This is a genomic window from Peribacillus sp. P4_D6, from assembly GCF_056401795.1.
This window is the reverse complement of the sequence record NZ_JBFUIQ010000002.1, coordinates 58,206-78,662: the sequence shown is the minus strand read 5'-3', so window position 1 is coordinate 78,662 and position 20,457 is coordinate 58,206. Positions and strand designations below refer to the sequence as shown.

General features: G+C 34.0%; 16 protein-coding genes and 2 pseudogenes. 2 read left to right on the top strand and 16 right to left on the bottom strand.

Annotation, left to right across the window (positions count from 1 at the left end):
- Nucleotides 1-118 precede the first annotated feature (118 nt).
- From AC1DVB_RS02130 to AC1DVB_RS02100, 7 genes are all read right to left on the bottom strand, one after another.
- On the bottom strand, nucleotides 119-1,801 hold the full coding sequence (locus AC1DVB_RS02130; protein ID WP_477587985.1) for a hypothetical protein: 1,683 nt from the start codon (nucleotides 1,799-1,801) through the stop codon (nucleotides 119-121).
- Nucleotides 1,801-3,873: a hypothetical protein gene (locus tag AC1DVB_RS02125; RefSeq protein ID WP_477587983.1), complete on the bottom strand. Its 2,073-nt coding sequence runs from the start codon at nucleotides 3,871-3,873 to the stop codon at nucleotides 1,801-1,803. Before AC1DVB_RS02125 ends, AC1DVB_RS02130 begins: the two co-directional genes overlap by 1 nt.
- A complete protein-coding gene (locus tag AC1DVB_RS02120) occupies nucleotides 3,870-4,541 on the bottom strand; it encodes a hypothetical protein (RefSeq protein ID WP_477587981.1) in 672 nt (223 codons plus the stop codon). The genes AC1DVB_RS02125 and AC1DVB_RS02120 overlap by 4 nt, the downstream gene beginning before the upstream one ends.
- A gap of 1,251 nt (nucleotides 4,542-5,792) precedes the next feature.
- Nucleotides 5,793-6,704: a helix-turn-helix domain-containing protein gene (locus AC1DVB_RS02115; protein WP_477587979.1), complete on the bottom strand. Its 912-nt coding sequence runs from the start codon at nucleotides 6,702-6,704 to the stop codon at nucleotides 5,793-5,795.
- Between the two features lie 86 nt (nucleotides 6,705-6,790).
- A complete protein-coding gene (locus AC1DVB_RS02110; RefSeq protein WP_477587977.1) occupies nucleotides 6,791-6,931 on the bottom strand; it encodes a hypothetical protein in 141 nt (46 codons plus the stop codon).
- 729 nt (nucleotides 6,932-7,660) lie between these two features.
- Nucleotides 7,661-9,073 (bottom strand): DHA2 family efflux MFS transporter permease subunit, encoded by a 1,413-nt coding sequence (locus tag AC1DVB_RS02105; protein ID WP_477587975.1) that lies wholly within the window; start codon nucleotides 9,071-9,073, stop codon nucleotides 7,661-7,663.
- Between the two features lie 624 nt (nucleotides 9,074-9,697).
- Nucleotides 9,698-10,462 carry a hypothetical protein gene (locus AC1DVB_RS02100; RefSeq protein WP_053534537.1) on the bottom strand — a complete coding sequence of 255 codons (765 nt, stop codon included), beginning with the start codon at nucleotides 10,460-10,462 and terminating at the stop codon, nucleotides 9,698-9,700.
- Between the two features lie 473 nt (nucleotides 10,463-10,935).
- Between AC1DVB_RS02100 and AC1DVB_RS02095 the strand changes: the two genes are divergently transcribed.
- The gene (locus AC1DVB_RS02095; protein WP_477587972.1) at nucleotides 10,936-11,622 is read left to right on the top strand and encodes an ArsR/SmtB family transcription factor; all 687 of its coding nucleotides are present in this window, start codon (nucleotides 10,936-10,938) and stop codon (nucleotides 11,620-11,622) included.
- 83 nt (nucleotides 11,623-11,705) lie between these two features.
- On the opposite strand, the gene AC1DVB_RS02090 is transcribed toward AC1DVB_RS02095, so the two are convergent.
- The 4 genes from AC1DVB_RS02090 to AC1DVB_RS02075 all read right to left on the bottom strand — a co-directional run bounded on the left by AC1DVB_RS02090 (nucleotide 11,706) and on the right by AC1DVB_RS02075 (nucleotide 13,924).
- Complete coding sequence (locus AC1DVB_RS02090) at nucleotides 11,706-12,590, bottom strand: DMT family transporter (RefSeq protein ID WP_477587970.1); 885 nt, start codon at nucleotides 12,588-12,590, stop codon at nucleotides 11,706-11,708.
- 213 nt (nucleotides 12,591-12,803) lie between these two features.
- A complete protein-coding gene (gloA2, locus tag AC1DVB_RS02085; protein WP_477587969.1) occupies nucleotides 12,804-13,190 on the bottom strand; it encodes an SMU1112c/YaeR family gloxylase I-like metalloprotein in 387 nt (128 codons plus the stop codon).
- A gap of 354 nt (nucleotides 13,191-13,544) precedes the next feature.
- Nucleotides 13,545-13,757 (bottom strand): hypothetical protein, encoded by a 213-nt coding sequence (locus tag AC1DVB_RS02080; RefSeq protein WP_477587967.1) that lies wholly within the window; start codon nucleotides 13,755-13,757, stop codon nucleotides 13,545-13,547.
- A 44-nt stretch (nucleotides 13,758-13,801) separates the two neighbouring features.
- Nucleotides 13,802-13,924, bottom strand: a complete 123-nt coding sequence (locus AC1DVB_RS02075; protein ID WP_477587965.1) for a hypothetical protein — start codon at nucleotides 13,922-13,924, stop codon at nucleotides 13,802-13,804.
- Between the two features lie 474 nt (nucleotides 13,925-14,398).
- Between AC1DVB_RS02075 and AC1DVB_RS02070 the strand changes: the two genes are divergently transcribed.
- On the top strand, nucleotides 14,399-14,869 hold the full coding sequence (locus AC1DVB_RS02070; protein ID WP_463502540.1) for a DinB family protein: 471 nt from the start codon (nucleotides 14,399-14,401) through the stop codon (nucleotides 14,867-14,869).
- A 963-nt stretch (nucleotides 14,870-15,832) separates the two neighbouring features.
- Here AC1DVB_RS02070 and AC1DVB_RS02065 read toward each other — a convergent pair.
- The 5 genes and pseudogenes from AC1DVB_RS02065 to AC1DVB_RS02045 form a co-directional block, all read right to left on the bottom strand.
- Entirely contained in the window at nucleotides 15,833-16,255 is a 423-nt protein-coding gene (locus AC1DVB_RS02065) for a hypothetical protein (RefSeq protein WP_034313108.1), read from the bottom strand.
- A gap of 535 nt (nucleotides 16,256-16,790) precedes the next feature.
- Nucleotides 16,791-16,859, bottom strand: a pseudogene (locus AC1DVB_RS02060) (hypothetical protein); the annotation flags it as partial.
- A 593-nt stretch (nucleotides 16,860-17,452) separates the two neighbouring features.
- Complete coding sequence (locus AC1DVB_RS02055) at nucleotides 17,453-18,652, bottom strand: C40 family peptidase (protein WP_477587962.1); 1,200 nt, start codon at nucleotides 18,650-18,652, stop codon at nucleotides 17,453-17,455.
- A 646-nt stretch (nucleotides 18,653-19,298) separates the two neighbouring features.
- Entirely contained in the window at nucleotides 19,299-20,042 is a 744-nt protein-coding gene (locus tag AC1DVB_RS02050; RefSeq protein ID WP_054396643.1) for an SDR family NAD(P)-dependent oxidoreductase, read from the bottom strand.
- A 51-nt stretch (nucleotides 20,043-20,093) separates the two neighbouring features.
- Nucleotides 20,094-20,378, bottom strand: a pseudogene (locus AC1DVB_RS02045) (SDR family oxidoreductase); the annotation flags it as partial.
- Nucleotides 20,379-20,457: the final 79 nt, after the last annotated feature.

The window sequence follows — 20,457 nt, the reverse complement described above, 5'->3', positions numbered from 1 at the left end:
GAGTTTATACTTCACCTAATTAGTCCTTTTGCTAAGTTAGTATAAACATACAGAAAGTTTTATAAAGTATGTTCTTCTACTCACTTTAAATGTAATGTGAAGTGTATAAGGAAATATATTAAAACAAATCCATCACAATATGATACAAATACAATTCTTTACCTTTTCTTATATGAGCCGTTTTACAAACTCTTATATCAGCAAAATCATAACCATCAACTTCTTCGAATTTTACTATAGGGTAAGGATAGCTATGTATTTGAATATGTTTAATATATTTATCCCAAAACTCGTTGAAGTTCTTAGAAGAAGAGTAAACTAAGATAAAATTGTATTTGAGTCCAGTTGTGTCATAGCCAAATATTTTATCTAAATGAAATTCTAAGTAACTTTTAGTTAGGGAACTAAGATTTAATGCTTCTATAATTGAAAATGGATCTCCATTCTTCTTTCTAACAAATATATCTATTTCTCCAGATGTTTTTCCTGCTCTAGATTTTCCCCACAAGGTCTGATCTTTATTGTTAAATCCCGCCATTTCTAGTAAGGAGGCTATAAACGTATTCCTTTCATTTTCGGATGCATTTCGGTATATAAGATTACCCTGCATATTAAGACACGCACTAATAACCACATCTAAAAGATTCTCATATGAGGAGTCGGATAATATTTCAAAAAGGTGCAAAATACTTTGAGTATCATGCACCTCATCAATCTTTTTTATTTCCTGCTCAATTCTTTCTTTCTCTATATGAGGAAATGTATTAATGAATTTATTGAGAATTAAATTTGTTTCAGCATTTTCTTTTAGTTTCGACTCAGAAGCAATCTTCTTTAAATACAGTAGAAATTCATACTCTTTTGAATCATTATCCACTTCATTTATCCTTTTGTTAATTCTACATATCTCAGCATTAAAATTAAGAGCAAAAATCGGTTCAACAGATCTTCTTATTAAGTTATCTGAAACATTCTTTAATAAATCATTTTTTATTTTTTGATTCTTTATTTCATAGAAATAATAACATAAATCATTAAATTCTTTTCTATAATCCAACCAATCCTTTGGATTTACTATTTTAATAGATTTAAATGCATAAAGCGTCCGATAGAGTCCTACCTGAACTGATGAAATGGTACCGTCTAGTGAATAAAGCTGCTGTTCCCATAAAAGTTGAGCGGTTTTCCTTATACTTTGTTCAAAATCTCTATCTCTTCCTTGTATAATATTAATTAAATTTGTAACAGTTACTATGAAAAATTCAGCATCAATTCTATTTTCAATATGGATATTTGAACCTTTGAAATATTCCAAACTCTTCTTTAAACAAGTCAAATAAGTATCTTTATCTTTCATTACATTTGCCTTTAAAAAAAATATCAAAGCTATTTGAAATAAACTCTCACTTTTAATCTCATTTTCTTCATGTTCCATTAGGCTATAGTATAAGTCTTCTATTTCTTCTTTTTCTTCTAATCCATCATCATAGAACAAGATTAAACTTTTCAACCTAATTGTTTCTAAAAAAACATCTCCCGTTTCTATCCAATTATCCAATAATAAATTTAGTGCAATTCTTTTTTTTATTTTTTGAAGTTTAACTAAATACATGAAATTTTCTAGAGCCATTTTTCTAATATTAGAATTTTCGTTTGGATTAAGTATAATTTCATTTAAGAATTGTTGAACTGCTTTTATCTCTAACTTACTTAATATATCAATACAATTATTATCAAAGAAATAGAATTTATCCATAATAGACCAATTTTTAAACTCTTTAATCTCATCCAAATCATTCATTAGAAAACATAAACCCCTTCCTCAAATATTTTTTCACTTTTTACAGTTTTCATCAACTTTCTCTCAGCTGTTCCTATTATTACCTGAAGGTCATTACCGTATCTTTTATTAATGTTTTTTAGGGTTTGAGTTAATCCATTTAGATATTGAGAATCCCCTTCTTCTTTGTTAGGACTATCTATTATAAGAAAACGAGTATGTCTTCCAAAATTATACTCAATATCCAATTTTATAAGAGAAAGATAAAATGCTATTTTTGCTCTTAGTTGTTCACCTTCTGCAATCTCATCAAATGTAATATAATCTCCGTCTTGCTTATAATTGACCTCAAAATTTTCATTAATCTTTATTTTGGTAATTGATGTCAAACCGAAATGATAAAGCTCATCCAACATTATATCTGAGAGGTAGTTCAAAATCTTTTTACTACTTTCATATCTAATACTACTAAGCATTTTTATAGCTTGATTTACAATGTCAATTTTCTTATTTTCTTTATTTTGTTTTTTATCAAATGCTTCCATTTTAAAATTTGATAACTGGTATTCAACAACCGCTTTTTCCGCAATCAAGTTGATTTTTCTTTCATCGTTAATATTTTCTTTTTCTTTATTTATCTTATTCTCTATATCTTTTAATTCATTTTTAAGACTAAAATTATTACTTTGTGATTTTATCGTTAAATTTAATTCCAAAAAGCTTTGCTCAACTAATTTATATTCTTCATTGAGTTTATAAATAGACTTATTAATGATACTTTTTTCATTATTCAGTTTATCTAAAGTGATTTTTAAATTACTTACTTTTTTATAAAATATTTCTCTATTTATTTCATTGTCTGAATCCTGAACTAATTCATTACACAAAGAACAAGTATGATCATTATTTTTATTATCTGTTACTTTGTTATTACAACTAGGACAATGTTTTATATCAAGATTAGAGAAGAACATCCCTATTTCAATATACTCTTCTATATCATTAATATATCTTATTGTTTTATTAATCTCTTTATCAATTCGTTTTAGTTCATTATTGTATCCTATTATTTTAGAACTAATTGAAGTCAATTCATTTGCTTTTCCATTTGCAAGATTTCCTTGTTTAATAATTAATGTATTTTCATCGTTAATTTTTTCGATAACCCTTTTGTAATTCTCATAGTGTTTATTTAAAATACTAGAGTTCTTAGAATTTAAAATAGCTAATTCATTATTGATTGCATCTATTCTTTTTTCCAAACTTAATATCTCATTTATGTCTTGATCTTTCTGATTAGAATGATCATTTTGTTTAGATTTATTAAAGGTTAACATATCCGATTTTACTGTAAGGTTATTAATTGCATAAGTTAATTCAAGCCCTAATAACATTTGAAATACTTTTTTACCTTGCCCCCCATACATTAGTTTCGCACTATCCTTAGATTCAAGATAAATTGACTTAAAATATGTTTTCCAACTAGCTTTTGCTTCATTAAGTTCGTTCTTATCTTTCTGCGATGCTTTTTGAGTCCATTTTAAGGAATAGTATGAGAACTGCTTAAAAAAGAAATCCTGAATATTCTTTTCATAGTCAGCTATACTAGTAGCATTAAAAATCAGATTAAGATTATTTAATTCTGTATCGCTTCCTTCGTCAACAATTTGACTATAAAGTGATCCCTTCATTCGAGATTTATCGATTTTTATAACAGCTGAGTAATTTTTATCATTTATTTTAAAACACAAAATAACCTGGTTAACCCATTTCTTTACGTCAGGTTTTAATTTATTATTACCTGTAAGTGCAATTTGTATCATTTTAAATATACTTGATTTACCCTTTAAATTATCAGCTATTATTAAATTAACTCCATCTTCAAAAGGTAGAGAAAAATCAATAGCCTCTCCACTACTCTTATGCCCTTTAATACAAATTTTAGTTAATGATAATCTTTTTCCTGTAGAAACAGGAGTATCTTTATCATATTCTCCTAGTCCATTTAACAAATCTTTAATTTCATCTATTGAAAAGTCATCTTTATAGTCTTCATGTAAACTTTTCAAAAACTTATCGTAGTCAATTATCATAATTCTTCACCATACATTTCCGAAAAAAGTTTTTTAACATTACTTTGAATATCACTAATATACTCTTTATAAGAGGCATCTCTGTATTCATCTATTTGATATTGTAATACTTTCAGCTGTGAACCAGTTAAATCCCCAAAAAACTGCTTAATTAGCATACACCTCTTTATGTACCATTGAATTGATGAAAGTTTTTTAAGTGAACTTTCAAACTTGTTATAAGAAAAATCAGTTATATAATAATGCTTATCGATAGTTTTCAAATCAATGCTTCTCTTACTTTTAAAGTCAATAAAATCTATACTTTTTAGAAAGCTAATTACATCATCTATATCTTCATATGCGCCAAAGAAAAACCTTTCCATTTCTAGACGTCTTATACTGGGCTCTTTTGTATCAAATATTTCCTTAATGATGACTTTAATTTCGCTTTTATCAAACTTCCCTTCTTTTGCAAATAATAGTAATTCATACGAAAAGTAATCTGGATTACGAAGTAAAAAGTCGATTTTTTGTATTTTTACCTCACTTTTAAAAACTTTTTTATATGAGCTGGAACCTTTTTCTGTAATTTCTTCAGAAAAAATATAAAGTATAAGGAAAATTCTAATTCTATCTTTATATACTCTAATATTTTCAGCATCTTCGATTAATTGAATTTGAGACATTATATATACCTCCAAAAAATAGTGAATCACTTATACATAATTTATCAATTACTATATTATATTCATCCTACACCAAATACTGGTATCACTCAATCTTAAATAAGATCTTCTTGAATTATACAACGCTCCATTAATTACAAAAATTCAATTCTAGGCGATTTGTCGCGTTACGTTGCATTTACTGTCCAAAAATATACCATACAACAACCTTTTAAAGCTTGAGGGATGTATATACTATCCTCTAGCTTTAAATTGCATCCAATAGTTTTAGTACATATTTTGAAAAACTGCTTGTGATTCGAAGTTAAAAAGGCGATGCCTTATTCAAGCATCGCCCCCAGATAAATGATCAACATTTCAAAATCAAATTTATTTAATTCATTCAATAGTATTACCACTAAATTGATCGAAGTGGTGGGATCGCAGCAATAAGAAAAAAAGAGGATTTGCATCAAAGAAACCGAAAAAGATTTGACGACTCTATTGAAATGAATCAAATAAGGACAGCTATATTGACCCCCCCTAAACAACGCTATGGTCACTATTTGAATGGTTTGATAATGAAAAAAACATGACTTGAGTGTTCAGACATTAAAGGCATATCCAGAGACAAAGTAAATATCCCCTTCAATGATTCTTAGGAAAACTAAGGGATAAGAGGTTAGAAGAAACAACTAAGGAGGATTTTTAACATAGTCAATGCTTCGTTAAACAGTCTATGAAATTGGAACTAATAAAGAAGAATCCGGCTGTTTTAAATCTACTATTCAAAAAACCTTCTTAAAGCCACAGATTACCTTTATACTTCAAATTTCCATACTGAGATTCGCAGCGTAATTAACTTTTATTTTATGGACAATGGTTCTTTCGTTCTAATATAGAAACTTTTAGAAACACACTACTTTTCAAGATTGCCTAATAAATATCTTTTGGATCTTCATCGCAGGCTTATTAATTTACAATGAGTCTAAGTTTCGATAATATATAGATACTGGAACTTATAAAATTAGATTTCTGCAACAACCTAAAAAATAATAATCAAAGAGATCATTTCATGCTTCTTCCTGGATATGAAATGGTCTCTTTTTTGTGTATTTCGGTGTGAAAAATGTGGAAAGAAATAGTTTATATTCATACTGACGCCTGAGTAGCTCTGTATATAATGAATGGGTAATGACCCTGTGTGGATGGTATGAAGACCTCAATAAAATCATTTAAGTATAGATGATAATTTTTGCTCTATCCATTTACTCATACTATTCCTTCTTGTTCTGCTAACTCTGTCATACTTTCTAATAGATCAATAGGTAATTCCAAACTCGTTTTTCGATAGGAACTTCGTAATATCAAAGTACCTTCTCCATAGTGCATTTCTCCATTGGTTAAATACGGTGAGATATCTGTCATACCAAACACATCAGATTTTAACGGCTTTTCCCCTGCCTTAACGTAGAGTAAAACTGTTTCACTTTGTTCTCTAAGTCGAATGTTTTCCACTCCCCAAATTTCGTATAAATAGTCCATGAAGGGATAAAATACTACTTCATTTTTAGGTACCTGAAGCTCAACATAACCTTTATAATCCAAAGCAGGATGGTGAATCGAGTATGATGGCTTTAATGTATAAGTTTTCATTCCTTCTTCATACGTCAACCACTTTTGGATATTGGGTAAGTAGAAACCAAATACTTTTTCTTCATTACGAACCACACGTGCCTCTGGTATTTTATTCGAATGAAATCTTTGATACAAAACAATATCATTTTTCGAATCATAATATTCATATTTTTTTGATCGCTGTATTTCAGTTGGTTTGAGTGATTTCTCTGCATCCTGATAGGCTGCTTCCGAAATTACATACGTGATTCTTTCATCCCCATAAGGGACGGCCTCGGCTTTTATCGAACCATCTTGTATATACTTATACACACTCTGTACAGATAACCCCAATCTCTTTGCAACATCATTGGGGCTCATACCAGTAGGTAAAGATTGCTTTTCATAGACTAGTCGATCCACTTCCGCTTTTTCATAACGTGCCTCTTTATGCAATCGATGGGGGTCCAGAATTTTCATGATTTTCTTCTGCTTTCCATAATGGTAGACAGTTGCCTTGGATACTCCGAGTAAATCAGCTACTTCTTTTTGTGTATACCATTCCACTTTATCCCCCTCCCATCCTTCTTGATTATCCGAACATCCCGTTGGTTTCCATTCGTCAATTCTTCATGATACAAGTCTGCTTCCGCCTAGCCAAATTCTACACGATAATGGAGACGTGGTTGTTTAAAGTAGTAAAAACTCTCTGGGTCTTCTTCTTCCGTACATGTTAGGAGAACAAAAACCGTTTCCCCCATTTCATAAGATACAGTCTGAATGTTTTTATTCATAATTTGTCTATTCACCCTTTTTTATTCATTGCTATATGTATATATATCTCAGGATTAACTATTCATTCATATATCTATATATAATCATTATTAATATAATAATTGAATCCTATAATTTTATTATAATTTTCTAATCCAATTATAGACTAATATTGATTAACCTAAATAAATAGAGAATTTGTTTAGGACCTCATACCTTTAGGGATGCTTTAGCCATCATTTCTCACTTGAATGGAGTGGATGTCTATCAGATGATGAAGAGTCTGGGCCATGAGCAGCTTTCCACTTCAAAGATATATTTGGAGAAAGTTTTTGAAAATGAACGCCAAGCTATTCATTTGTTGTTTGGGGAGTAGTATATAATAGAAGAAAATCTTCATATTTAGAGGGGTTTTTGTGATTTTTGGCGCACTCTTAAATGATCCAGTTTCGAAAATGGTTTAAAGATTAAGGATTTGAAAAATAGTCCAGATTTAATAAAAGATAATTCCACACCTACATCTAATTCATGTATGTTTACCTTTTTTATAAAGAAAGAAAAAATAAAAGAGGGAGAACAAATCATCTGGATGACTTGTTCTCCCTCTTTTTTAGAATCCCTTAGGTAGGCATGACAAAGGAATGATAGCGCCTGGGAGGGAAAGCCGCCAGGGGCGGCGTTGGAAAATGTTCATAACAAGTTAAAAAATGGAGTTCTAATATTTAGTTTAATAACTCGGATTCAAATCTTTAATTCTTCTCCCCGATCTCTTTTCCTGCTGATTTTTGATCCTTTATTTTAAAAGAAATGAGGAAGCTAATTAACGAAAGTACAGCGATGACAATAAATGAGATTTGCGCGCCATACATATCAGGATGGACTATCTCGGGACGCTGCTGAGCATTTTTGGTAGCTGATGTCATTACAGTAACAAGTATTGCTGTACCTACGGATGCGGCAATCATTTTCATCGTATTATCCATTGCTGCACCATGGGCGATTAAGCGTTTAGGCAGCTGGTTCAAGGCGGCTGTTGAAACAGGCATCATAACCATGGCTAATCCGAACATCCGAATACTGTACATAACCGTAATAAATGTAAAACTTGTCGAAGGACCAACATCCATAAAAGTAAAGGATGAAGCGGTTATGAGGAGTAATCCGCCAATAACCAACCACCTGGCCCCAACCCGGTCAAAAATACGGCCAATGAACGGTGACATTATTCCGGTAATAAGTGCTCCAGGGAGTATGGCTAAACCAGCTTCAAACGCAGTAAATCCTCGCATGTTTTGCATAAATAGCGGGATGAGCGTTTCGGCACCAATCAGCCCCATAAAGGTAATGGCTCCAATAATAATGGCAATCGGGAATAATGAATACGTGAACACACGGAACTCCAGCATTGGATGCTTCAATCGCAATTGCCTTTTGATGAACCAAACAAGTGAAATTGTTCCAATGCCTAGGGATATGATGGTACTCTCGTCTGTCCAGCCATAATTACCTGCAGCTGTAAAACCATACAATAATCCACCGAAACCTACGGAAGATAAAACAATCGAAAGCACATCCACTTTTGGCCGTGTAACTTCTGTTACATTTTTTAAAGCGAAGAACGCAACTATGATATCAATAATGGCAATTGGAAGTATGATAAAGAATAACACCCTCCATGAGTAGGTCTCCGTAACCCAGCCCGACAAAGCGGGCCCAATAGCCGGCGCGAAGGAAATGACCAGACCGACCAGTCCCATGGCTGCACCCCGTTTATGCACAGGGAAAATCATTAGGAAGACTGTTTGCATTAACGGGAGCATGATTCCGGCTCCGCTCGACTGAATCATCCTTCCTAGCAGCAGCACTCCAAAATTTGGAGCTAGCCCCGCTACCAATGTACCAATAGCAAAAATCCCCATCGCGGAAAGGAAAAGCTGTCTGGTGGTAAAGCGCTCCAGTAAAAACGCGCTAACAGGAATCATGATCCCATTAACCAGCATAAAAACGGTTGTTAGCCACTGTGCACTATTTGCCGTAACATTCATCTCCTTCATTACCGGAGGAATGGCGGTAATCATTAATGTTTGATTCAAGATCGCAATAAATGTACCCGCAAGCAAAAGAGCAACAATTGTTGTCTGTTTACGATTTGTTGAACTCAATTATGGCCCCCCTTTACGATTTGGAAAAAAACATACTTTTGTAGATTACACGAATTTACATCATATTTCCAGTAATTTGCTGTTAAAAATAAAAGCAATAAAGTCGGCATTAAATCATTACTTCCCTACAACTAAAAGGCGATTTCGTTTAAAGAACAGGTTGCGATTGATGCGTATTAGCCTAGTCAAAGGGTTGCTGTTGAGCCATATACGAAAGGAAGTACCTTCAAAAGTCACTACCCTATAAGAGCGGATCAAATAGCTGCAGCAGACATCAAAACATTCTTATAAAGTGATCGACCTTTATTGCATAAAAAGCACTCTTAACTGGCTATAACAAATAATCACCATTGTTGTAATTACGTTGCCGATATTTGCTTAGTATATTTCCACGTTTTGATACCTTGGTCCCTATGATCTAATGCGAATGATACTTTTTAGTTTTTTATAAATAACTTATAGAAGAAAGTCGTCATATTCAGGGTAGTTTTGCTGTATTTTGGACTCTATTGAATGGCTCTCTCTTAAAAGATCCATAAATGTTTTAAAAATTAAGATATGAAAAGTAGTCCAGATTTATAGATATTTCCACACCTAATCCTGCAAATATAAAAATCACCCCATTTAATGGATGCTTAGATTTCCTTTCTTTCGTAATCTTATTTCAAATTTATCACTGAAAAACTCATTTGCATTAAAAATCGTACTAATGTCTGAAATATCACCTATGTTCACAATTAAGGCTTCATCAACTTCTTGATCTGTGAGAACTATGCGATATTCATATTGATTTTCAAAATATTTATCTTTCCAAAAATAAATATCAGTCCCTTGATTTTTATAAGAGCTCATCCTAGCTGAGGAATTGATGTTATAATCATCATATTTTACCAAGCCCCCTCTGTAAGCATAACCTTTTTCATTGAGTGTTCTAGTAATTCTGTCAATGAATTGCGATGGGGTAACAAAAATTAAGCTGTCTCCGAACTCCCTGATCATTTTATCGATTTGTTCATTAGGTAAATCAAATTTGGTATAGTAATATTTTTCATCCTCGTTAACCACTTTTAACATATCGCCAATAATTGCAAACATACAATATAATGGTCTTTTTTCATTTATATTTTTTCTGAAATTCAATTTTTTAGTTCGCCCCGACATTATTAATTCATTGGTATCTTGAGTAAAGAAATTCATGGTTAATTCCGTAAAAACATGTGCTGCTTCAAATTTGTCTCCTACACCTTTTTCTCCTGAAGCACTTTCTATATCAATATACTTTTTGAAATTATTCATATATAAATCTCCAGACAAAAAACTTTCCACAAAAGGTGTGAACTTTATAAATCCAAAAACCTGGCCTTTAAATCCAACGTCTGACATTTTCATACGCTCCATTCCCTCCTATTTAACTACTAAATTCACAAAAGGGACTATTTACCGGTATTCATTCCAAGACTATTATGGACGTTTACTATTAGTGAACATGTAAAAATGTATGCCTAGTTTACAAAGAATATACTTCAGTAAAAAACGCTTATCCAAAGGTAGACAGTCTTTCTTCTTTACAGTCTTCTTTTTAACCTCTCCTGATTTCATAATCTCTCCCCAAAAAAAGCAACCAATTTATCACGTGCATCAATCCTTGTAGAAACGACTCAAAATGTAATGTTTAGAAAAAACACGTAATAACGCTTTCCATTTTATTGTTGGGTCCAATATTCTTTTTTTAAAGCAGGCATCGTGAATATCCTAGGGCAGCGGTACTGTATAATGGAAGTATAAGTTTACCTATTTTTAATGCTGATTAATTGGCGTTCAGCATATTAACTAGTCTATCGGCAGAAAGGTTGGTAACTATTTTGAGTATAAATCCAAATATGGTGGAGATAGCCTCCCTCCTTGGGGAAACGTCACGTGCAACAATACTTGCAAGTCTGCTGGATGGGCGTTTTCATACGGCAGGTGAATTAGCATTGATGGCTGCAATAACACCTCAAACCGCCAGCTTTCACCTTTCTAAATTAGTGGAAGGTAACCTTGTTATAGTTGAAAAACAGGGACGACATCGCTATTATCAGCTAGCAAATGGAGAAATTGCGCACATTTTGGAATCGTTTCTTGCCATTTCCCCACCTCCTGAAGTTCGGTCGTTAAAACAATCAAGTCAGGTCAAAATGCTTCAGGAAGCAAGAACTTGCTATGATCATTTGGCAGGAAAACTAGGCGTCCAATTAACTGAATCGATGTTGAAAGCCGGATATTTGAAAAAAGAAGAGAGAGAGTTTACAGTTACACCCAAAKGGAATCATTTTTTTTCAGAATTCGGCATCGATTTACTTGATTTAAGAAGAAAACGCCGTTCATTTTCCCACTCCTGTTTAGACTGGAGTGAACGTCACCATCATCTTGGCGGAGCTTTAGGGAATGGGCTTCTTACACATTTTTTTGATTTAGGCTGGATAGTCCGTGTTTCAACTATTCGCGCAGTAAAAGTAACACCTAAAGGGAAAGAAGGATTTAAAGAAGTTTTTTGTATAGAGGTATAATTTTTTAATCCCACATGGTGAAACTCTTTTCTTTTTCACCATGTGGGACTTTCTGTCTGTAGTGGCTTAAATCCATACGATTACTATAAAGCTCTTTTAACGAATTTATTTTCCTTTTGGAAATTGCAATTTACAAGATAGATGCCAATGATGATAAACAGTCCGCCAATCAAGAGTGAAGTGTATATCTGTTCACCTAATAGCGCCCACCCTGTTAATACACCGAAGAAAGGTGCCAAAAATAAAAAGGCACTTGTTTTTCCGGGATCACTCTTTTGTAAAAGGTAATACCAAACAGCAAATTGCACGATCGATGACATGATACTTAACCATAATAAAATGAACAACGAATTGCCATTCAGTATGAAAAATGGTTTTTCAAGAATAAAGCTGCCAAGTAAAAGCAGTAAACCGCCAAAAAGCATCTGATAGGCAGATAAAACCCATGTATCGGAAATCGTCCCCCATTTTTTCGCCAATAAAGTGGAAATCGCCCAGAAAACAGAAGAAAGAATGCCGAAAAGAATACCAACCTTAAATTCAAGTTGCGCGCCCATCGTTATAATTACTCCAACAAATCCTAATAAAACACCAATCCATTGATATAGTTTATAGCGTGTTTGTGAAAAGATCGTACCGAATACAACAACAAGCAACGGGTTCGTGAATGTAAGAATGGAGGATTCACTTGCTGTAATCGTGCGTAAACTCAGGAAAATGCACCCCATTACTCCGGCTGTTTGAAAAGTGCCGATAATGAGCATTTTTATCCAATCCCCTTTAGAGTTTGGGTGCGGTCTTTTTAAAAAGATTACGATTATCGCCATTATGAGTCCGGCAAGTGTGAAGCGTAATGCTGCTAATAATAATGGGGATGAATAAGGTAGACCAATTTTAACTACTGCAAAAGAAGAACCCATCAAAAATGTCGTTAAAAGTATCAACACTGTAAATTTGTAAACATTCATTTTTTTATCTCCTGACATATTTAAATGACCAATCTACAGATAGTATAGCCGATGATTATTTCAGCTCTCATCGAAATATGGAATACAAGTGGATCAAACTTAATGGTATCGACATATCATAGGGAATCTTCATAGTTTAATTGATATAAGTAACCTCTTTAAATCATCGTATTCATCTTAGAAATCAGCTTAAGAAATAGAGGTAACCTCATCCTATTTTTCATATATTTCAATAGGCAAATCATCCGGATCACTAAAAAAAGTGAACCTTTTTCCTGTTAACTCATCAACACGGATTGGTTCGACTGGAATGTTTTCTTTTTCTAAATCTTCAATCGCTTGATTAATATCTTCAACTTCAAAAGCAAGATGTCTAAGCCCCCTWGCTTCAGGATAACTAGGACGATGCGGGGTATCAGGAAATGAGAACAATTCCAGCTGATATTCCCCTCCGACGATTAAGTCCAATTTATACGATTTCCTTTCTGACCGATATGTTTCCTTCTCGATATCACACCCTAAAATATTTACATAGAAGTTCTTTGACTTTTCATAATCGGAACAAATTATTGCTACATGATGTATTTTATTTACTTTCATTTGCTTCCTCCTTAAAAACATTGGTTATTTTCATCTGATTTTACCAAAGTTATACATGTGCTTCCCTCGGACTCTACTGCACGATATGGTATATTCATTCCCTTTGACAGGTCCACCATTTAGATTAATTGCAGCCATTAGAAAAGTTATATATTCATCATGGAAAATGCCAGGGCCATACTGTTTGATTAATATTATTGCTAATGGCGTATAAAAAAATAAAAAGCCCTGTTAGCTGAAATTCAGTAACATCAGGCTTTCAAGATCTAACCGGTAGAGTTTTTGCACTATCTATATATGATTTCGAACAAACTTTTATAAATCATACCCACTTTTTCCTGCATTGATTTCAAACTATTTTACAGCAGGAATTGTTTGTGGATGTTCAGTCACGAAATTTTCCTTACCCGATTTCAAGGTCATGAAAGCGATAAAACAAATGACTCCGAATGAAACCAATAACCAAACAGCTCCATTAAACGATCCATCGAAAGCGTCTATGACAAAACCAATCGTTAAAGGAGCGATGAAGCCAGCCAATTGCATCTTTAAATTKACCACCCCCACTGCAACCTCCATTAGGGTGCAGTTCACTTCACGTATGCTTTTCTTTACCAGTTATTCGTTTTATMTAATAATTGATCAATATCAAATGCATCGAGATGAAATGGAATTGACTCTTCGGCAAGTTCTTCAGTAGCAAAAAGCAATTGGTCAATATCTATTATAGTCAAAAACAATTCCCCTCCCTTTTAATCACTTTACCCTCAAACATTACTTTAATAGTTAATTTTTTTGAGGGTATCTTTATTCAAAAATTGTTTGGATCCTTTTTAATTCTAGAATTTGAAGAATGAATAGCTCTCTATATGTAAATATTCATACACCAGAATACATTTCTAATAATTTCCATTATACCGCAAATGAAACTGTATAATTTTACAATTGTATAACAATTATCGTTTAGCATTTATCTTGTGTTTATCGAATTTTCAGTTGAGCCCAAAAAACCTCATGGGACTTTTTATTTTTGTAAGAATGCTAATAATATAGTTCTATAAGTAAAGCGATTCTTTATAAAAGATTGCTCCCTATTGCGGAACAAGAACCGGTTGAAATAAAGCTCATTTCAGGAAATTCAAACCATATTCTTTTCCGGTTTTTACTGGTATAATATGGATGATTTTGTTAGTGAGAGGGGAGAAAAGATGAATCAACTTGTATTTAAGCAATTTGAGATGACGAGAGAATACTTCATCAAGAATGTAGAGTCCATTCCTAAGGAACTAAACGATGTGCAGCCAGATGGCTTTAATAACACAATTCATTGGCATACTGGTCACGTTTTGACAATTACAGAACAAACTATGTTTGGTTTCCCGAATGTAACAACCCATCTTCCCACGAATTATATAAAGTTATTTGGGAATGGCACAAAACCAGCCGATTGGACAGGGAATATACCTGCTATGGATCAGCTGGTTGTACAGTTGAAAGATCAATTAACTCGTTTAAAGCAAATTCCTCCTGAACAGCTAGATCAAGATTTGGATACACCATTCCTAGGATGTAAGACTGTTGGAGAACTTGCAGGTTTAACATTAATGCATGAAGCGACTCATATGGGGCAAATTCAGGCAATGAAGCGGATGATTGAGCATGTAAGTCTCAAAAACTGAATTTAACAAAGTGTTATATTAAGATGAAAGAACCAGTCTAATAAAACTGGTTTTTTCTTTTGTTTGTTATATTTTATACATCATTTTTTTCTACATAACACTCTCTATTTTCATTACTCCACAAACGATTCTTTCTTGAACACACTTAATCTACTTATTTTTATTAAGCTATTCTGCCCTTGGCCATAATTTATCTAAATGAGGTTTTCTACTATGTCAAAAAACAATCAACAGCAAAAAAAATAGACACTCAACTATCTGTAGCAACCTTTACTGGTACTGAATTAGGACAAGAGCTTGCAAATATTCATCAAGAAGTTTCTCAATTAATTTAATTCGTATCTCCATTTCAAAATTCCACACAAGGTGGCCCAGCAAATCTAGCTTCAAACTCATAAAAAAAACAGATAGTATCATATAGTTCTCAAGCTCAACAACAAATGAAGAAAGCAGATCAACAAGAAGAAACTCCAATAGAAAAACACAATATATGAGATTATGATAGGGCATGGGAAGATGACCGTCTTTAATAAAGTGCATTTTCCTTTAATATTTTCGACTTAAGTCCTTCATTTCCTTTCGCTAAAAAAGGAGATGCCCATTAGCTCCTGATAATGAAGTAAAGCACCTGTCAGCCATGTCCATTAAGCGCAAAAATCAGCGCTCCTCCACAGAGAATGAAAATCGTCCATACTCATTCTATGGCTGGTTGAGTAAGGCGATGAACAATGGTGCCAAAGCCCATTCGTTAGTCTGACCCAACGGCCTCGGTGCATCACAGACTATCGCTCCCTTAAGAGGTTGACAATAAATAATGGATGATAACAATACAACCAGGCTCGGACCTTTTTTGGTGGATCTCATTAACTAGCTCACCTCGACAATAAACCCATGAGCTAGCCTGTTTTGTCCCTGATGATGTAGATGTACAAGAGTTCCCAGATTATCCTCTGAGGTTATTGTTTACTTTAAGGTATCCAATCCAACTTTAAAGAATGAGTTTAATCCATAAGCCACTGATTGAACCGTATTCGCATTATCCAATAGTGACTGTTTATTCTCCCCAGTTGGATTCTCTTTTGCACGTATGAAGGAGGCTTCCAGAGCTGACAACTTTTGTTTCAACTCATTGATTTGCTCTTGGACTGAACCCTTAATTGCAGTGGCTTCCCTGAAGCACTGTTTACCTTTTGGACTAATCGTTGCTCTGCTTATCTTCCCAGTTGTACTCTTTTTGATAGCTATGAGCTTCTTGTTCGCAAGTATCACTAACTCAGCCCTTACCACTTCAAGATTTTTATCGTACTTTTCAGCAATTTTACTTACACATCTTTCTCTATTGCATTCCTCAAGGAAAGAAAGTATTTGCTTTTGTAGATGATTCATATTGGTTTCTCCTCTTAAGTTTGTTTCCATTTGCAAGAATTATAAAGTTTCTTTCTACCGTTTCTTTAAAGTTTGCATACCATAAAACCCCAAAACACATATATTGTTTTTTTCGTATTTTCTCTTACAAAAAAACACCTTTAATTTATCACAGGAACCACAGAATCTAATATAAAACTACAGAAACTAACAAATGTTTTTTAAATATTCAATCAATCGCACAAAAATTGGAAGTATACGCATTCATAACGTAAGGGAAAGAACGAGACAAGCATTGTTTAAGGATATAGGGACAAAAGGATCAAAGCCATTCGATTGCGGGAAGTATTAGGCTCAACAACTCGAAGAGTAAGAAAAACAGCTGCTATGTTAACCGAAATCGATGAATATAGTAAAAGGATCTAAGATCATCTCACCAAGAAAAGCTGGTGGCAGAAATTATGAAAGTAAATAAAAATATCCATATGGATTATACCAAGATAAAATTCTAGTGGCACCCGTTAAGAAAACAGTTTTTTTCTGAAGTATATATCAATTAGGATTTTCCATCCTTTTCCCAAACAATAGTTAGCTCGGATTTTGAAGATATATCCTCTATAAATACTTCATCACGATTTCTATATCTCTTTTCTCCGTATAAAGTTAAAAGGTCATTCTACCTTGTGAAATCATATTTCCACTCAAACGCTTTACTATTACCGCAACAGACTCGATTTTATGTGTCCCATGTATTTTCCTTTCGGATAATTGATTTTACCGTTTTATCTCCAAGGCTTTTTACACTTTTAAAACTTTCGATTAATCTTTAAATATTCGTTTCTAACATCATAGTCAGTTTCTTCCAAAAATAGCATTTTCTCAAAAAAACGACTTGGAATTTTCACCACAACCATTAAAATAAAGTTTTCTTCAACTAACTGCCCATTTAGTTCATTAAGAAAAACCGAAATCAGGTCATTTCGGTTTTTCTTTTTTATAAACAGTACAACTTTTTTTCTAATCCACAACTTCGATTCTTACCGCAGTTAAAACATCTATTAATATCCGATAAAACTTAACAACTTTCATTTTCTTTTCATTTGTATATTCCACAAAACTTTTGCCCTTTTTAAGCCATTAAAAACCCCTCTAGATGTTACACTGCCTACCTTAATTATGACTAGAAAATCCAAGTAGTCTAACTCTCTCGTGTCTATCTTAGTCCATATTGATTTGAACTTGCCCAAAACTTTCGAACTTCTTATTAAAATCACTTGAAGTAAGGTCAGATATATGAACACCAGTATTCCTTGTTGTATGAATAAAGCGACCATCCCCTAGATAAATACCGACGTGGGTTATCTCTTGACTTAAGTCTGTATCTCTAAAAAATACTAAGTCCCCTGCCTTTGGATCTCTGAGTTTCGGCAGCAAGGAATAGTAGTCCGCTGCCGAACCCCGCTTAAGGGAAATGCCCTGCTCCTTCATGGCCCAATAGATAAAACCGCTGCAATCCATTCCAATCATCGGATCATATTCTCCGAAAACATAGGTAAATCCACGTAAAGTATAAGCATACTTTATGACATCATAAGCTTTATCATAGGAAGCCTCTTGATTTGCATAAAATGGATACAAGGGACTGCTGTATATTTGAAGATACTGTCCCTGCATCAAGCTATCAGTTGGTAACGCGTTACGCTTTTTGATTGTATCCACCGATACACCGTAATTATCCGAGATACTTTTAAGTGTTTCATTATTTTGAACGACATGCTCTCCTTTTGGTGTATACGTTTTATACTCGGCTTGGTATTGAGCAAAATATTTTTCTATGGTAGATCTCACCTGAACTGTCTCCGCTCCGTATCCAGAATTAACGAACTGATTTCCCCCCAAATAGATCCCAGCAGTCACGACTTTTGAACTCCCCTTTTCCAGAAAAAATATAATATCTCCAGCCTTAGGCGTATTTGTATCCATTCCTTGCTTATAATAGCCTTCAACTGACAAACGGTCGATAGGCACCTTTTGCCGCGAGAGTACCCAATGAATCAATCCGCTAGAATCAAACCCTTTGTTAGGTGTCTCTTGTCCAGCCGTTTTTTTAAATCCTGTAAAAGTTTTCGCATAATTCCCAATTTGTTTCCCTCTCTCTGACCACTGATAGTTCGAAGGAGTATAAGCATTTTGAATGGTTAACTTCTGGCCAATATATAACTTACCATCCGGTAAACCATTCATATCCATTAATTGCTCTGTCGATATATCATAGATTGCTGCAATCGATTCTACCGTTTCTTGAGAGGATACAGTATGCACTGGATCTGCTGCTTCAACTTTTAAGCCAGATAAAAAAGTAAAACTAACCATGCCTAGTAATAAAAACAACATACTACCTACTATTCTTTTCGCCATTTAACCCTTCCTTTATCATACAGATTTTGTTCCTTCCTATTGAAATTATGTAATAAAATATCAACTGTATAACTTTAACATAAAAATACTATTAATTGGATTCACTTCCACTTTCATCAATGAACTAACCTTCTCTTTTGATTATACTTTTGCGATATTAATATAAGGCCATTTTGTAAAAAATGCCCCTTCGCAAAAGTGTCTTTTACGAAATACGCTATTAAGCTAATTATAGGATCAACAATAAAAATGATATGACGCGAAATACAAAAAGCTCAGTTCCAAAGTAAGAAAGAACTGAGTTCAACTGTAGACGAACTCGCTGAAGAACAAGTTTGTCTCCATTTTATTTAGGTTTATAAAACCTTGAACGTCGCTTGGAACATAGGGCACTCGTTTTTCGCGGGCGGTTAACATAAAAATTACTGAATTCTCTCCCTGCAACTGCTTGTATCGTTTCTTCTTCCAAGGAAATGTTTTTAGCATTCCCAGGTACTTTTTTATACTATGCAAAAAAAAGAGCCCTCCAGCAGAGTTGAGTAATCTAACACCACTCATCTTACGGAAGAAGCTCCATTTCACATGCAATTATCACATCTAACGATTTTCCTGATTGATAGAACCAGCTATTAACCCTTACACGGTTTTATACTGCCGTATAACCGCCGTCGACAATTAGGCTAGTGCCAGTAACAAATGATGCATCGTCACTTGCAAGGAAGAGAACGGCTTTAGCCACTTCTTCCGCTCTGCCTAAACGGCCGATTGGATGTAAATCGATCAAACCTTGTCTTATTTCACCTTGTGCTTCGGCAATAAGTGGTGTATCAATATATCCAGGGCAAACTGCATTGACACGAATGCCATCTTTCGCATAAGTCGCACCTAATGTTTGTGTCAATAGTTTGACCCCGCCTTTAGCAGCAGAATAAGCTGTTACCCCCGGTTTCCCTGCATGGCTATGGATGGAGCCTGTATTGACAATGGCGCCGCCAGTAGATTGTTTTTGCATTTGCTCTATCGCATATTTATCGGATAGGAAGACACCGGATAAATTAATATCAATCGTTTTTTGCCATTGCTCGTAGCTTAACTCATGGATGTTTCCGTCTCTGGCAATTCCTGCGTTTGCGAACATGATATCCAGTTTTCCATATTTGTTAACCGTCTCTTCGATCATATTCTTTACGTCATTTTCATTCGTCACGTCAGTTTTAACAAAAAGAGTATCATACCCTTTTCCATTTAACTCTTCTGACACCGCTTGTCCATGATCAGCAAAATCGGCAATGACCACCTTTGCTCCTTCTTCTGCAAATAATTGAGCCGTACTTGCTCCAATCCCGCTTGCTCCCCCTGTTACGATTGCCACTTTATTTTCTAATCTCATATCTAAACACTCCTTAGTTTTAGTTACTACTATCCGCTAGAAAGTCAGGTTTTAGCGTGCAGTCGCTCCGCCGTCTATCACAAATTCAGTACCCGTCGTATAAGAAGATTCGTCCGAGGCAATGAAAAGCACTGTATTCGCCACATGATTGACGCTGCCCAGATGTCCCAACGGGAATCTTTACCCCATTCAGCTTTTGAACTGCCCGTTTGTTCAGAAGCATAGTCCGCCATCCCGGTATCGATATATCCTGGATGAATCGAGTTTACACGTACCCCTTTTGAAGCATACTCGGGTCCCAGCATCTTTAGTCATAGTCCGGACCGCTCCCTTGGTTTTCGGTTAGGCCTATTGAAGTAAAATTGAATTACCTTTACTCATTGTGTAAGCCAAATTAAATCCTTACATAGTTAGT

What these genes read in the sequence shown, in the direction of transcription:
- AC1DVB_RS02050 (WP_054396643.1), bottom strand. Translation starts at nt 20,042, where the DNA reads ATGAGATTAGAAAATAAAGTGGCAATCGTAACAGGGGGAGCAAGCGGG.
- AC1DVB_RS02090 (WP_477587970.1), bottom strand. Translation starts at nt 12,590, where the DNA reads ATGAATGTTTACAAATTTACAGTGTTGATACTTTTAACGACATTTTTG.
- AC1DVB_RS02130 (WP_477587985.1), bottom strand. Translation starts at nt 1,801, where the DNA reads ATGAATGATTTGGATGAGATTAAAGAGTTTAAAAATTGGTCTATTATG.
- AC1DVB_RS02125 (WP_477587983.1), bottom strand. Translation starts at nt 3,873, where the DNA reads ATGATAATTGACTACGATAAGTTTTTGAAAAGTTTACATGAAGACTAT.
- AC1DVB_RS02070 (WP_463502540.1), top strand. Translation starts at nt 14,399, where the DNA reads ATGAATCAACTTGTATTTAAGCAATTTGAGATGACGAGAGAATACTTC.
- AC1DVB_RS02110 (WP_477587977.1), bottom strand. Translation starts at nt 6,931, where the DNA reads ATGAATAAAAACATTCAGACTGTATCTTATGAAATGGGGGAAACGGTT.
- AC1DVB_RS02065 (WP_034313108.1), bottom strand. Translation starts at nt 16,255, where the DNA reads ATGAATCATCTACAAAAGCAAATACTTTCTTTCCTTGAGGAATGCAAT.
- AC1DVB_RS02100 (WP_053534537.1), bottom strand. Translation starts at nt 10,462, where the DNA reads ATGAAAATGTCAGACGTTGGATTTAAAGGCCAGGTTTTTGGATTTATA.
- AC1DVB_RS02120 (WP_477587981.1), bottom strand. Translation starts at nt 4,541, where the DNA reads ATGTCTCAAATTCAATTAATCGAAGATGCTGAAAATATTAGAGTATAT.
- AC1DVB_RS02055 (WP_477587962.1), bottom strand. Translation starts at nt 18,652, where the DNA reads ATGGCGAAAAGAATAGTAGGTAGTATGTTGTTTTTATTACTAGGCATG.